This is a genomic window from Serratia sp. GW822-FHT06E05, from assembly GCF_058799445.1.
The window spans coordinates 196012-210375 of the sequence record NZ_JBXALM010000007.1; the positions used below are offsets into that span (position 1 = coordinate 196012).

A 14364-nucleotide genomic window follows, 5' to 3' on the forward strand; every position below is an offset into this window, starting at 1 on the left:
GGGTAGCAACGGAGATTGTCTATATGGCTGAGAATTCAGTAAATGCTCCAACACCAGGGGGCTGGCTGCAACGGCGTTTTCAACTGCATGCGCGGCAAAGCAATGTCAAAACCGAATGCCTAGCCGGTATCACCGGTTTTCTGGCTGCGGCCTATTTGTTGGTGGTAATCCCCGGATTGCTGGCCATCGGCGGCATGGATAAGGGCGCAGTGACCACCGGCACCATTCTGGTGTTTGTGATCGGCAGCTTGCTTATGGCGTTTTACGGTAATCTGCCGTTTATCGTTGGCCCAGGGATCGGCGGTTCGGTGTTGGTCGGCGTGACGTTAGCGGGCAGCGAAGGCATAGGTTGGCAGATTGGGCTGGGTATCGCCTGCTGGTCCGGCATTTTGTTTTTTGCCCTGACTCGTCTTGGGCTGCGCGAGGTGGTTACCCGCTCGGTACCGCAGTCCATCAAGCTGGGGCTGACCGCATCTATCGGATTATTTGTTGCGGTGCTGGGGTTCCGTAACGCCGGGCTGGTACTGGCCAATGCCAAATCCAATGCGCTGATGCTGGGTGACTTCACGGCAACCGGTGCGTTGATCGCCCTGTGCGGCCTGTTTCTGGCCATTGCCCTGCAGGCTCGACGCATCCCGGGCGCGATTTTGTGGGCGATCCTGGTCGCAACGCTGGTGGGTATTCCATTCGGCGTCACGCACCTTCCAGCCAGTCTGATGGCAATGCCACACTCATTGGCCCCAGTGCTCGGCCACGTCGATATGATTGGTGCATTGAATATCGCCTTCCTGCCTTACCTGTTTGTCTTTTTCGCCTCGGAGTTTTTCTCCACCATGGGCACCACGCTCGCCGTCGGCGGTGAAGCCGGGTTACTGGACGAGCACGGCAACATGCCGCACATCAACCGGCCGTTTATGGTGGACTCGATCGCAGCGGCTTTCGGGCCCTGGGTCGGCATTCCAGCCGCCACGGCGCTGATCGAATCGTCAGCCGCTGCCGAAGCCGGTGGCAAGACTGGATTAACGGCGCTGGCGGCAGCCATCATGTTCTTGCTGATGCTGCTGTTTACCCCCATTGCCCTGATGATCCCGAAAGAGGCTACCGCACCGGCATTGATCCTGATCGGCCTGAATATGTTCAGTGGATTGCGCAAAGTCGATTTGGCCAACTTTACCGACGGCCTGCCGGTGCTGATGATGGTAATGATCACGCTGATTGCCAACAGCTTCGGCACCGGTATCGCAGGTGGGCTGCTGTTTTATATCATCATCAAGGTGATTGCCGGCAAATGGCGTGAAGTCCCAGTCGGGCTTTACCTGTTGGCTATCCCGCTGGCGTACTATTTCGCTACGCTGGTGAAGCACTGAGGTGAATTGCTGGCGAGCAATCGGCGCCGGCAGTTTTCCTGCAGCGAGATTTTTGGGGCGATAGTAAATACGAGAGAGTAGTGAAAGAATGATGCGGCGCTGAAATTGGTGGAGGCCCTGCCAGCTACATCCCGGCACACACGTCACCTGCTGCGGCTGCTTCCTTCCGGATCTGACCGAGTTCACAAGTTAGTGTTGCGGGAGAACCAACAGGGCCCCCATTGACGGCTTCTGGTACTGCGAAGCGGTGGGCATTATCGGTGATGGCCAGCTAAATAGCAAGCCAACCGGGGCCAACCGCTGTTTTCTTGCCCACCTCGGCTGTGGCACACTTTGATCTTGGGATTTCGCCGCAGCAGGAACACAGAAATGGAATCAGAAGACGCCTCATTCAGCCAGCGGGTGTTTCACATCGTGGCCGCCATTCCTTATGGCAAAGTGACGACCTACGGTGAGGTAGCGCGTCTGGCCGGTTCACCACGTGCGGCACGTCAGGTGGGCGGCGTATTGCGTCGCCTACCGGAAGGCAGCAGCCTGCCCTGGCATCGGGTGATTAACCGGCACGGGCAGATTTCGCAGCAGGGCGAGGACTTCCAACGCCAACGTCAGGCATTGCTTGGGGAAGGGATCGTTTTTGGCGCCCACAGCACGGTGGATCTGTTGGTTTACGGCTGGCGCTGGTGATAAAAAAACAGCCTTTGGCCGGAGCGCAAAGGCTGTTGATAGCTTACTGCTTCAGGACTACCGGATTACGGCATCGCCGTTGGCGTTGCCTGAACCGGAATGCCTTGCACCGGAACCAGCAGCAGGTCGGCACGGGTGCCGTTACGGTTCACCACTTCCTGGATTGTGTCGGTAATAAAGATCAGCTGCCCATTAACCGTGATTGCCGCGCTCAGGATAATACGCGCATTAGGCTGAATATCAGCCGGGTTGAACGGCAATACAAAATTAAACGGCGCTTGCTTGCCGTCGGTACGTACCGCACGCTGGGCGATCACTTTAGACGGAGCGTCCGCCAGTGAAGCATCAGAGAGCGTGACGGTCAGTATCGCATCCGGCGGCAGCGCAATGCGCTGGCGAATGTTAACCGAACCAGTCACCGCCGGGCCCTGAATCTGCGTTTGTGCAATCGCCGCGCTGCCCGCCGTTGGAGTAGGCACATTGCCACTCTTCTGGGCACAGCCAGCCAGAGTGAGGGTTAATGCTGCAGCTCCACCTACGATTTGCCAGAGTTTCATGGATCGGTCTCCTTTTTTATTATCAACACGTTGGTGGCTTCCACCACCCCACTCATTAAAGTTAGCACAAAACACTGAAAAATCCATTTAACACTGCCTATTAATCACTTACCCCCCTAATAATGTTCAGTATTAAGCCAATTTTCTCTGTGCCATAACGCAATATATTGACGTCTTACCGTGATATTCCGCACACTGAGCAAAATGATTATTATAAGGGTAGTAACTTTATGAGCCAGGCACTGCAAAACCTCCTTGATCTGCTGGATCTGGAGAAAATCGAAGAAGGGTTGTTCCGTGGCCAAAGCGAAGATCTGGGGCTACGTCAGGTATTTGGCGGTCAGGTGGTTGGTCAGGCACTTTATGCCGCCAAACAGACTGTTCCCGCAGAGCGGAGCGTACACTCGTTTCACAGTTATTTTCTGCGTCCAGGCGACAGCAGCAAGCCGATTATCTACGACGTGGAAATCCTGCGCGACGGTAACAGTTTTAGCGCCCGCCGCGTCAGTGCCATTCAGCATGGCAAGCCCATTTTCTATATGACAGCCTCTTTCCAAAGCCCGGAAGAAGGGTTTGAACATCAGAACACCATGCCGGATGTGCCGCCGCCGGAAGGACTGATGTCCGAATCGGACATTGCCCAAAAGTTGTCGCACATGCTGCCGGATAAAGTGCGTGAAAAGTTTATCGGCCAGAAGCCGATCGAAATGCGCCCGGTCAAATTCCACAACCCACTGAAGGGCAGCGTGGAAGAGCCACACCGCTACGTTTGGTTCCGCGCCAACGGCACCATGCCGGACGATCAGCGCATCCACCAATATTTGCTGGGTTACGCGTCAGATTTTAACTTCCTGCCGACGGCGTTGCAGCCTCATGGCGTAGGTTTCCTGGAGCCGGGCATGCAGGTGGCGACAATTGACCACTCAATGTGGTTCCACCGCCCCTTCCGCATGGATGACTGGTTGTTGTACGTGGTCGAAAGCACGTCAGCTTCCGGAGCCCGTGGATTTGTGCGCGGACAATTTTATACCCGTGACGGCGTTCTGGTTGCCACTACGGTGCAGGAAGGCGTCATCCGCCAGCGCGAAGCCTAAGCAATTCACCCTTCAATGGAATGCCAGCCAGGTTGGCTGGCATTTTTGCTTTGTGCCTTCACAAATGGGCGCGCCCAGCTCAGTCAAGGGTTCCCGGTGCTAAATCCGGATGGTCTCTCAGCCACCCGATGACCTCAGCGGCCGCTCTGTTCGCGGGGAAAACAGGATAGAACACATGTTCAATCGTGCCATCCCTGATGATCAGCGTTAAACGCTTAATCAGCCGCATGCCTTCCACGTTCATCGTGGGTAAACGCAAGGCGTTGACCAATGCAAACTCAGCATCGCTCAAGATGGGGAAAGTCAGCCTGAGGCGGTCAGACAACTCTCTCTGATAATCCGTGGTTTGCGTGCTCAACCCAAAGATCCTGATCCCGAAGGTGGTAAACACCTCCTTTTCGGCCTGAAAAGATAAAGTTTGCGCTGTGCAGCCACGGGCTCCGGGGATAGCGTCCCAACCTGCCGGCAGATTGCCGTGGGGCTCGCCGGTCCTCGGATAGGCATAAACAACCGTTCGCCCCGGCAAGATAGACAAGTCTACCCTCTCACCAAACGTTGAGTGAAAACGCAGGGCCGGCATCGGCATGCCGACCAGATGATCGGCCGCACCGTCATCCACCGGGCATGGCAGGTCGTCTGGCAATAACGCGGGATTGCCCATGTGATGTGTATTCGCCACGCTCTGACTCCCTATTCAAATGAAAATACTTCCTCATCGTTCGGCGAAGAGTTAACGCTTACTTTTTCATCACGGTGACAAAAGCATCAGAAAACTCAACCCTATTCCCTTGATTTATGTTACTGAAATCGAGATCCCAGCAGGAATCAAACAGAACTATGACTGTTGACCCCATAGTGAAATAGCCTATCTCCTCGCCCTTCTTGTAAAACAAACAATCATTATAAAAAGACTCATGGGTGTAGAGCCGGTTATAGTTGACCTTTCCTCCCCAAGCAGTGACTATCCCCCCCACCATAAATGCGCCTACAAAAATAACGGACATCCTGCCATGCTCCGTCATAAACTCACAAATCAGCCGTTCATTACCCACATATAATTCTTTATCATTTTTTACATTCTTCTCCCTGACCGATTTAAAATCTCCGGGACAATAAATGGTATTAATCAAGAAACCGTCGAACGGCATATGTACCCTGTGATAATCCTCCGGCGCCAGGTATATATTCGCAAAACGGCCGCCATTGTAGCCCTGCGTCATTTCATTATTAAAACCAAAAAGCCTAAAGATGGAATACTCAACCCCCTTGGCTTGCAGTAACGTATTCTCTTTTATCTCGCCATGGGCCCCCATACGCCCATCACAAGGCATACAAAGCTCAGTTGAATTCAATAAATTGACTTTATTCTTTGTTTCTTCGCTGAGCTCTCTGCAAAAAAAATCCTGGAAACTGCTGTAATCCTTGATGTTCTTCTTCTGGTAACGTGACAGATCGATTGACCTTGCCTTGCACAGGATAAAAATAAAAATATAGTGAACGTTAAAAAAACTGGCTTCACTCATCCGCTTACCAATTTTGAATAGGTTTGTACGTAGCAGCGATAAAAAATCAACGTACCCTTTCATTTTAATCCTTTTTTCCATGCAATCTTGGCGACCAATCTTCAACAGCCCCAGTGAGCAATCTTTTCATAAACAGTTTCCGCCAAGAGGCAACCAAGGGTAATTCCAACATACTGGTCAGGGTTTCTTCATCAAGAGATTTGGTAAAAATAACTTTCATTATCTCCTGCAAACTCCATTTATCATTGGTCCTGTTAATCAAGGTAATTTCATCGCCCAAACCGACATTTCCCTGCTGAATCACCCTGAAATACCAACCGGTGCGGTAGTTAATTTGTAGCATTTCCGAAAAATAGGGAATGTCGAATCTGTCATTTAACTTCCAACAGGGTAATCGACCTTGTGAAACCTCCACTACTGCCGTCCCTATGCTAAAAATGTCGCCGACAAAGACCTGACTTTCATCCAAACCGATAGTGCTAAAATTCTCGCCAAATGCGCCGGCATTCTCGAAAAAGGGACAGTCGGGAAATTCTGCCTTCCACTTTTTATAATGTTCCAATGGATAAACGTGTACCGCCTTTTCCGGCCCGCCATGTACCTTCAGGTCGCCGATCTCATCACCCTCAATGCCTTCATAACCTACTGAAACCAGATGATTAACCTCTTTTTTGAATATGCCGGTAAAGCTATCAGGACGAGTGAAAGGAACCACTTTTCCTACGTAAACAGAATTCACTATTCCTTTCATCGTTATCTCCCACTTAATACGTATTAATACAAATAAATAAAACAAACAGTACAAATCAAAGCCATTATAGAAAAAGCACTTGATAATGCAATTAATATAAGGTCAATAAAAACAGTGCATTACTTAAAAAGGGGGAATATCGTTAAAAAAGAAAAAGGGCGATGTCTCCATCGCCCTTTCTGCATCATCATTATTTTTCGAGTTATTTAGCGCACTGCCCTTCTTCAAGGCTTATTGGTTATAGGCACTCTCACCATGGCTGTTGACGTCCAGACCTTCGCGCTCCTGCTCTTCCGGTACTCGCAGCCCGACGATAGCACCTGCCACTTTGAAGGCAATGAAGGCGGCCACTCCAGACCATACCAGCGTGATCACCACGCTCAACAGTTGGATCCACACCTGATGCCCCATGGTAACACCTTCTGCGTACCCGGTTCCGCCCAGCGAGGCGGAGGTGAACACGCCGGTCAGCAAGCATCCGACGATGCCGCATACGCCATGTACACCGAACACATCGCAGGTATCGTCCACTTTCAGCCATTTCTTCAGCGTGACCACGCCCCACAGACCGGCAATGCCACCGACCAGGCCGATAATCAACGCCCCGCCAACCCCTACGGTACCCGCAGCAGGCGTGATGGCAACCAGCCCGGCGATACAGCCGGAACAGGCCCCCAGCAGAGAAGGTTTACCGCGCACAATCCACTCGGCAAAAGTCCAGGAAAGAATAGCGCCTGCGGTTGCCACTACGGTGTTCAGGAAAGCCAGGGCCGCAATGCCGTTAGCCGCGCTGGCAGAACCGGCGTTAAAGCCGAACCAGCCGATATACAGGATAGAAGCGCCGGTAAATACCATCGGCAGGTTATGCGGTTTGAAAGCTTCCTTACCGAAACCAGCACGCTTGCCGAGCAGATAAGCGCCCACCAGGCCGGCACTTGCCGCATTGATATGCACCACGGTGCCGCCGGCAAAGTCCAACGCGCCATCAGCGGCCAGGAAGCCACCGCCCCACACCATGTGGGCAATCGGCAGGTAGGAAATGGTGAACCAGATAGCGGCGAAAATCACTACCGCCGAGAAGCGGATACGCTCGGCAAAGCCCCCCACCACCAGCGCGACGGTGATACAAGCGAATGAACACTGGAACGCTACGTGGATCATCTGGCTAAAGGTCCCGGTGACGCTGTCAATGCCAATGCCTTTCAGCATCGCCGTCTGGAAACCACCGAAGAAGGCATTACCTTCGCTGAAAGCCAGACTGTAGCCATAAAGCACCCACAGAACACACACCAATGCGAAGGTGACGGTGACCTGGGTCAGCATGGAGAGCACGTTTTTGGAGCGCAGCAAACCACCGTAAAACAAAGCGACACCCGGCAAGGTCATGAACAGCACCAAAGCGGTGCAAATCATCATGAAGGCGTTGTCAGCCTTGTCTGCGACCGCCGGAGCGGCCAGGGCCAAAGAAGGAACCATGGTTACCGTACTCAGGCCCAACATGGATAAAAGTTTTTTCATTATCAATCCATCCCCATTACTTTACTGAGCCTGTGATTACAGTGCTGCTTCGTCTGTTTCGCCGGTGCGAATGCGAATGACACGTTGCAATTCGGCAACGAAAATTTTGCCGTCACCGATTTTGCCGGTGTACGCCGCTTTACTAATCACATCAACCACTTCATCCAACTGATCGTCGGCGATAGCGATGTCGATTTTTACTTTAGGTAAAAAGTTGACGCTGTATTCGGCTCCGCGATAGAGCTCAGCGTGCCCCTTCTGGCGACCAAAGCCTTTTACTTCGCTTACGGTCAGCCCCTGAATGCCTACAGAGGATAGGGCTTCACGCACGTCCTCCAGCTTGAATGGTTTAATCACCACGGTCACCAGCTTCATATTGCCCCTCCACGAATTAAGCCCAAACTCACCCCGGTACGAGACTTATAAAGCAAAGGCTATGCCACAAATGGTTTTGTACGCGGATTCAGCAAATTAACCGGCAGGATGGGGATCTGGCATGCGACGAGCGGCTAATAGCGCGCGACCAACTGATGGGCTGATTAAATATTGCGCACTAATTTGGTGCGTAGCGCGTCGAAAAAGTGCAGCGAGAGGGATTTTAAACGGGCTTGTGCCTGTTTGTGGTGCGTGGCGACAAAAGAAAGGGGCCGTTAAAACGGCCCCCAGATCATGCGGGTTGTGTTTCTTCGCGATTGGCAGCGGCCAATTCTTCACCCACCAGTTGCAGCTGGTACATCTGGTAGTAACGTCCCTGCTGAGCCAACAGTTGCTGATGATTGCCCTGCTCGACCGCCTGACCCCGGTGCAGAACCAGAATGGAATCGGCATCGACAATGGTCGACAATCGGTGAGCGATCACCACCAGCGTGGTATGTTCACGAATCAAACGCAGTGCACGCTGAATCGCTTGCTCAGTACCTGAATCGATGTTGGCGGTCGCTTCGTCGAGGATCAGGATCTGCGGCGCCTGCACCAATACCCTGGCCATCGCCAATAGCTGTTTCTGGCCCACCGACAGGTTGTTACCCTGCTCGCCCAGCCGGGTGTGAATCCCCTGTGGGAAGCTGCGTACCAGCTCAGCCAATTGCACCGTTTCCAGCGCCTGCCACACTATCTCTTCACTGATGTTACGGCCCAGCGTAACGTTGGCCAGCACCGATTCGGCGATCACCACCGGATCCTGCTGCACCATTGCCACCCCCTGCCGCAACGTACGGTGCGACAGGCTGGCCAGCGGACGACCATCGAGACGGACTTCGCCCTGATTGACCGGGTAATACCCCATCAGCAGGTTGGCCAGCGTGCTCTTGCCGCTGCCGGTATGCCCCACCAACGCCACAAAACCCCGCGACGGCACCGACAGCGAAATATGCTGCAGCACCTTTTTGTCATCGCGGTAGGCAAAGCTCAGGTCTTCAATATCAATGCGGCCACTCTCGAGCGGGCGATCGTCCGTTCCATAGCTCTGTTGACGGCGATCCATCAGTTCGAAAATACGCTCACCGGCCACCACCGCCTGCTGCAGAATCGACTGCTGCGACGTCAGCTCAATCAACGGCTCATTCAGACGCCCGAGGTAGTTGATAAAGGCATAGAGCACGCCCACGCCAATGCTTCCCTCACCGCTGAAGCCAAACAACATCAGCAGGCCACACAGCACCAGCGCCGAAAACAGGCTGAGCAGCGGACGCAAAAGGAAACCATCCAGCCGCAGAGTCTGCATACGCGCGGTGTAGTGCGAACGGCTGGCGGCGCTCATGCGTTCACCAAAGCGGATCTGCTGGCGGAACTGCTGGATCACGCCCATGCCGTTGATCACTTCGTTAAAGCCGTCGTTGATGTCTGCCAGATAGCTGCGCACCCGGCGCACAATCGGGATGCTGTAGTATTGGTAAATGCCCATCACCACAAACACCGCCGGGAAGATGCAGATCGCCACCAGCGCCATACGCCAGTCCAGGCTGAACATCGCCACCAGCATGGCGCCAATCAGCGCAGCGCTTTTCAATACGGTGGACACTACCATGACGTACAGGTCTTTAATCACCTCGGTGTCATTGGTCACTCGCGAGATCAACTGCCCCACCGGCTGCGTATCAAAAGCGCTGAGCGGCTGACGCAACGCGGCGTCCATCACGTCGGTACGCAGGCGTTGAACCACCCCGACCGCGGCCTGGTTGAACAACAACGCTTGAAAATAGTGCAGCGCCGCCGCTAACAGCTCCAGCAGAATATAGGCCGCCGCCAGCCCGCAGACGATCATCAGCGGCAACTGGCCCTTAGCCACATAGTTATCGATAAAATAACTGATCAGGATCGGTCCGGCGACTTCCGCTGCCGCCGCAACCCACAACATCAACACCGCCAGCCCCAGAGGTTTGCGGTATGGCGATCCATAAGCCAGCAACCGTTTCAGCGTCGGCCACAGCTTTTGCATCTTATTCATTGGCCAGTATCTCCTCGCCGCTTTCCGGTGCCTCATCCAGCGCCGCTTCCAGTTGCTGATAGCGGTACATATCGCGGTACCAGCCCGGTTGGGCCGCCAGGGACGCATGTTCGCCACGCTGAGCCACGCCGCCGTGTTGTATCACCAGAATTTCGCTGGCTTCGGTCAGTGCCGAAAGCCGGTGCGCGCTGATAATCACCGTCCGGTTTTGTCCCCAACTGCGCAAATTGTGCAGGATTTGGTGTTCGGTTCGACCATCTACCGCCGACAACGCATCGTCGAGGATCAAGATTTCTGCATCCAGTAACAATGCACGGGCAATAGAAATACGCTGTTTCTGGCCGCCGGACAGCATCACGCCACGCTCACCCACTTCAGTTTCATAGCCTTGCGGCAGGCGCATAATGTCTTCATGCACGCTGGCCAACTGGGCTGCACGCTCAATCTGTTCCTGCGTCGCGCCCGGATTCCCCAGCGCAATATTGTTGGCCACGCTGTCCGAGAACAAGAATGGCGTCTGACTCACCACAGACAGTCGCGAGCGCCAGTCGTCGAGCTTCACCTGGGTCAGCGGCAATCCCTGATAGCTAATCTGACCATCATCCACATCAAACTGGCGCTGGATCAACGACAGTAACGTTGACTTACCAGCACCGGTCGGGCCACACAGGCCAAGCATCTGACCCGGCTCCAGCTTCAACGTGACATCGTGCAACGCCGGGTGCTGGTTGCCAGGATAGTGGAAGGATCGGATATCGACGGCCAGGCTGCCACGCCCCGCCGGCAATGGATACTCACCGTCGGTCACTGCCGGCGCTTCCTCCAGCAGGCTGCGAATGCGACCGTATGCCGCACTGCCGCGTTCAACAATGTTGAACATCCAGGCCAGCGCCAGCATCGGCCAAATCATCAGGCCGAGGTACATCACGAAGCTGGTCAGTTGCCCAAGCGTCAGAGAGCCATTGACCACCATCCAACTGCCACCGCCGATAGCCAACAGATTGGCGGTACCGATAGCGATGTAAATCGTCGGGTCAAAACGCGCATCTACCCGCGCTACGTGCATATTTTTGGCGCCGGTTTGGGCGGCCACTTCGGCAAATTGATTGGATTGGTGATCCTCCAGACCAAACGCCTTAATCATGCGGATGCTGGTCATGCTTTCCTGCGCCTGATCGTTCAGGCTGGAGAACGCCGCCTGCGCCGATTTAAAGCGCTGATGCAACTGATCGCCGTAATACTTGATAACGATCGCCATGATGGGCATAGGGATCAACGACAGCAGCGTCAACTGCCAGCTAATTTGGGTGCTCATCACCACCAGCACCGCCAAGCCCATTACCAGCGAATCGACCAGCGTCAACACCCCTTCACCGGCAGCGAAAACGACCCGATCGACATCATTGGTGGCACGTGCCATCAGATCGCCGGTACGGTGGCGCAGATAGAAAGCCGGGTTCTGGCGGCTAAGCTGGCGGTAGAAATTTTCACGCAGTTCGACGGCAAGCTGATAAGACGCGCCAAACAGCAACACTCGCCATACGTAGCGCAGCAGGTAGACCACCACGGCGGTGCCGAGCATCAGCCCCAGCCATGCCATCAGCACGCCGCTGGACATCTGTTTTTCGGTAATACCGTCGACAATGATCCCCACCAGCTTGGGTGGCAACAGCTGCAGAATGGCAATGATGATCAACAGCACCACTGCCCCCAGGTAGCGGCGCCACTCGCGGCGGAAGTACCAGCCGATTTGGGTAAATAGTCTCACGCAGTTTTATTCCAGGATGTAGATGTAATAGTTTTTTCTCTCGATCTGCCTCAGCAGAGTAGGATACCACCGTTACTTTGCCAATTTGGTGAACTTTTCACTCAGGAACCGGCAGGGCGGTGGTGTATTTGATTTTTTCCATCGCGAAGCTGGAAGTGACGTCGATCAGCCCAGGTACCCCGTTCACCAGACGCTTGTAAAAACTGTCGTAGCTCTTCATATCAGCCACTTCCACCTGCATCAGGTAATCGTACTCCCCCGCCATGCGGTAAAATGCCAGCACCTCCGGCATCTGCTGGGTCAGTTGCACGAACGTCTGATACCACTCGCTGCTGTGCTGCTGGGTTTTGATCAGCACAAATGCCGTCAGGCCCAACCCGAGTTTTTCATTATCCAGCAGCGCGACCCGCCCACGGATATAGCCTTCCTCTTCCAGCCGTTTCAGCCTTTTCCAGCAAGGCGTCGACGTCAGATTGACCGCATAGGCCAGCGCCTGCAGCGGCTGGGTGCAGTCCTGTTGCAGCATGCACAGTAACTTACGGTCTGTTTTATCTAACATATCGTCAACCAGGAGAAAAATTTTCTCTCATTAAGCGATTAAACAGGAAAAATGGCAATCCTTTTTTCCCGGCGGCAGGCTATATTATGCAGCAAATAAGCCCCCTATTCTGAGGCCAGACGATGACAAACTCTTGGGTAAAATATGCTATCGGTGAAATAGAAGCGGATTTCCAACGCTCCGCCGACACGCACCTGATCCGCCTGAACCTGCCCGAATTTCCCGGTATCTGCCTGTACCTGAAAGATGAAAGCACTCACCCGACCGGCAGCCTGAAGCATCGGCTGGCGCGCTCGCTGTTCCTGTACGGCCTGTGCAACGGCTGGATCACCGAAAACACCACGATTATCGAAGCCTCTTCAGGTAGCACCGCCGTGTCCGAAGCTTACTTCGCCCGGCTGATTGGCCTGCCGTTTATTGCCGTGATGCCTTCCTGCACGGCACGCCGCAAGGTTGAGCAAATTGCGTTTTACGGCGGCCGCTGCCATTTCGTCGATCACGCGGCACAGATTTACGCGGTCTCCGAGCAGTTGGCGCAAGAACTGAACGGCCACTATATGGATCAGTTCACCTACGCCGAACGCGCCACCGACTGGCGCGGCAATAACAACATCGCCGACAGCATCTTCCGCCAGATGGCACGCGAACCCTTCCCTGTCCCTAAACATATCGTGATGAGCGCGGGCACCGGCGGTACATCTGCAACGCTGGGACGCTATATTCGCTATCAGGGGCACGACACCCGCTTGACGGTCGTCGATCCGGAAAACTCGGTATTCTATGATTGTTTCCACCAGCGCGATCGCACCCTGATCGGCAGCTGCGGCAGCAGGATCGAAGGTATTGGCCGCCCGCGTGCCGAACCCTCGTTTATCCCGTCGGTGGTCGACAGCATGCTGCGCGTTCCGGACGCGGCCAGCGTTGCTACCATTCATTGGCTGGAAACGGTACTGGGCCGTAAAGTGGGCGCCTCCACCGGCACTAATGTGTGGGGCGCGCTGCAATTGGCGAAACAGATGCGGGAAAATGGCGAACAGGGTTCTATCGTCACCCTGCTATGCGACAGCGGTGAGCGCTATCTGGATACCTACTACAACCCTGAATGGGTGAGAAACAATATCGGCGATCTGACCCCGTATCTGGCGCAACTGGCAGACTTGTAATCGCACCCGGCAGGCGAAAAAAAGCCGGGTAAGTCATACCCGGCCGGCTGCCAATAAAGCCTCATAATTCGGGGGAATAGGTGAGGTAAGGTGAACGCAGCCAATGTTGCAAATAGTGAGCCACCGCCTGCTGTTCGCAATGGCCGATAACCTGTAGTTGTGGCAGTGAAGACTTCAGCTGCGGCAGGGCATTGCCCATCACCACGCCGTGCCCCACCGTCGCCAGCATTTCCCTGTCGTTCATGGCATCGCCAAACGCCATGCAGTCCGCCATCTTCAGCCCCAGATGGCGGCTCAACGTATCCAGCGCGGTGCCTTTGTTACACCCCAACGGCAAGACCTCCAGGCATTCATAGGCAGAGAAACAGAGATCAACGCGTGTTCCAAACTGTTCCCGTAGCTGAATCTGTAGCTTAAGCAGTTCCACATGTGGTCCAACGAAGCACACCTTACTGTTGCCGAAGGCCGGTAAACGACGCACTTCGGTAAGCTGATAACGGAAGCCGCTCAGATGATGAGCCCGCAACATTTCTTCCGGTACCGCAAACTCGGTCATCCAGCCTTCGTCTCGGAAGACGTGCATGCTGGCAACCGTATGCCAATGGGTGTGCAGCACCTCTTCGGCTATGTCAGCAGGCAAATCGGTGGCGTGAAGTTGTTGCCCCAGATGATCGTAAACCCGCGTACCGTTGCCTGTAATCAGATAGCCTTGCAGACCCAGTTGCGCCATGATCGGCTGCGCGTCCAGGTAGTGACGCCCGGTAGCGAAGGTGACAACCATCTCCCGTTCAACCAGTTGCTTTAGCACCGCCAGAGTTTCCGGCCCGACCCGGTGATCCGGTGTCAACAATGTGCCATCCATATCAAAAGCCGCCAGGCGATACATAAAGACCTCATGAATGTGAACGCGATTACAGTCCCTGCAGTATGAGAT

14 protein-coding genes and 1 other RNA gene are annotated in these 14364 nt (G+C 54.3%); 4 read left to right on the forward strand and 11 right to left on the reverse strand.

Annotation, left to right across the window (positions count from 1 at the left end):
* Window positions 1-23: 23 nt before the first annotated feature.
* Window positions 24-1367, forward strand: coding sequence for an NCS2 family permease (locus AC1RKC_RS17185; RefSeq protein WP_261135002.1), 1344 nt, complete (start codon window positions 24-26; stop codon window positions 1365-1367).
* 115 nt (window positions 1368-1482) lie between these two features.
* On the opposite strand, the gene ffs is transcribed toward AC1RKC_RS17185, so the two are convergent.
* Window positions 1483-1579, reverse strand: an RNA gene (gene ffs, locus AC1RKC_RS17190) — signal recognition particle sRNA small type.
* Window positions 1580-1736: 157 nt separating this feature from the next.
* Between ffs and AC1RKC_RS17195 the strand changes: the two genes are divergently transcribed.
* Complete coding sequence (locus AC1RKC_RS17195; protein WP_020825510.1) at window positions 1737-2051, forward strand: MGMT family protein; 315 nt, start codon at window positions 1737-1739, stop codon at window positions 2049-2051.
* Window positions 2052-2116: 65 nt separating this feature from the next.
* Here AC1RKC_RS17195 and AC1RKC_RS17200 read toward each other — a convergent pair whose 3' ends face one another.
* Window positions 2117-2608 (reverse strand): YbaY family lipoprotein, encoded by a 492-nt coding sequence (locus AC1RKC_RS17200; protein ID WP_020825509.1) that lies wholly within the window; start codon window positions 2606-2608, stop codon window positions 2117-2119.
* A gap of 230 nt (window positions 2609-2838) precedes the next feature.
* Between AC1RKC_RS17200 and tesB the strand changes: the two genes are divergently transcribed.
* Window positions 2839-3702 (forward strand): acyl-CoA thioesterase II, encoded by an 864-nt coding sequence (tesB, locus tag AC1RKC_RS17205; protein ID WP_020825508.1) that lies wholly within the window; start codon window positions 2839-2841, stop codon window positions 3700-3702.
* A gap of 79 nt (window positions 3703-3781) precedes the next feature.
* On the opposite strand, the gene AC1RKC_RS17210 is transcribed toward tesB, so the two are convergent.
* From AC1RKC_RS17210 to AC1RKC_RS17245, 8 genes are all read right to left on the reverse strand, one after another.
* The gene (locus tag AC1RKC_RS17210) at window positions 3782-4381 is read right to left on the reverse strand and encodes a peroxiredoxin (RefSeq protein WP_242501564.1); all 600 of its coding nucleotides are present in this window, start codon (window positions 4379-4381) and stop codon (window positions 3782-3784) included.
* A 58-nt stretch (window positions 4382-4439) separates the two neighbouring features.
* Window positions 4440-5288: an archaetidylserine decarboxylase gene (gene asd, locus AC1RKC_RS17215; RefSeq protein ID WP_261135001.1), complete on the reverse strand. Its 849-nt coding sequence runs from the start codon at window positions 5286-5288 to the stop codon at window positions 4440-4442.
* Between the two features lies 1 nt (window position 5289).
* Window positions 5290-5976 (reverse strand): MOSC domain-containing protein, encoded by a 687-nt coding sequence (locus AC1RKC_RS17220; RefSeq protein ID WP_020825505.1) that lies wholly within the window; start codon window positions 5974-5976, stop codon window positions 5290-5292.
* 231 nt (window positions 5977-6207) lie between these two features.
* Window positions 6208-7494 (reverse strand): ammonium transporter AmtB, encoded by a 1287-nt coding sequence (gene amtB / locus AC1RKC_RS17225; protein ID WP_020825504.1) that lies wholly within the window; start codon window positions 7492-7494, stop codon window positions 6208-6210.
* 36 nt (window positions 7495-7530) lie between these two features.
* Window positions 7531-7869, reverse strand: a complete 339-nt coding sequence (glnK, locus tag AC1RKC_RS17230) for a P-II family nitrogen regulator (protein ID WP_012005549.1) — start codon at window positions 7867-7869, stop codon at window positions 7531-7533.
* 292 nt (window positions 7870-8161) lie between these two features.
* Window positions 8162-9940, reverse strand: coding sequence for a SmdB family multidrug efflux ABC transporter permease/ATP-binding protein (locus AC1RKC_RS17235; protein ID WP_020825503.1), 1779 nt, complete (start codon window positions 9938-9940; stop codon window positions 8162-8164).
* Window positions 9933-11708 carry a SmdA family multidrug ABC transporter permease/ATP-binding protein gene (locus tag AC1RKC_RS17240; protein WP_046374345.1) on the reverse strand — a complete coding sequence of 592 codons (1776 nt, stop codon included), beginning with the start codon at window positions 11706-11708 and terminating at the stop codon, window positions 9933-9935. Before AC1RKC_RS17240 ends, AC1RKC_RS17235 begins: the two co-directional genes overlap by 8 nt.
* 97 nt (window positions 11709-11805) lie before the next feature.
* A complete protein-coding gene (locus tag AC1RKC_RS17245) occupies window positions 11806-12267 on the reverse strand; it encodes an Lrp/AsnC family transcriptional regulator (protein WP_493092527.1) in 462 nt (153 codons plus the stop codon).
* 122 nt (window positions 12268-12389) lie between these two features.
* Here AC1RKC_RS17245 and AC1RKC_RS17250 point away from each other — a divergent pair, with 122 nt between their 5' ends.
* A complete protein-coding gene (locus AC1RKC_RS17250; protein ID WP_020825500.1) occupies window positions 12390-13430 on the forward strand; it encodes a PLP-dependent cysteine synthase family protein in 1041 nt (346 codons plus the stop codon).
* 61 nt (window positions 13431-13491) lie between these two features.
* Here AC1RKC_RS17250 and cof read toward each other — a convergent pair whose 3' ends face one another.
* On the reverse strand, window positions 13492-14316 hold the full coding sequence (cof, locus tag AC1RKC_RS17255; RefSeq protein ID WP_115059842.1) for an HMP-PP phosphatase: 825 nt from the start codon (window positions 14314-14316) through the stop codon (window positions 13492-13494).
* Between the last annotated feature and the right edge of the window lie 48 nt (window positions 14317-14364).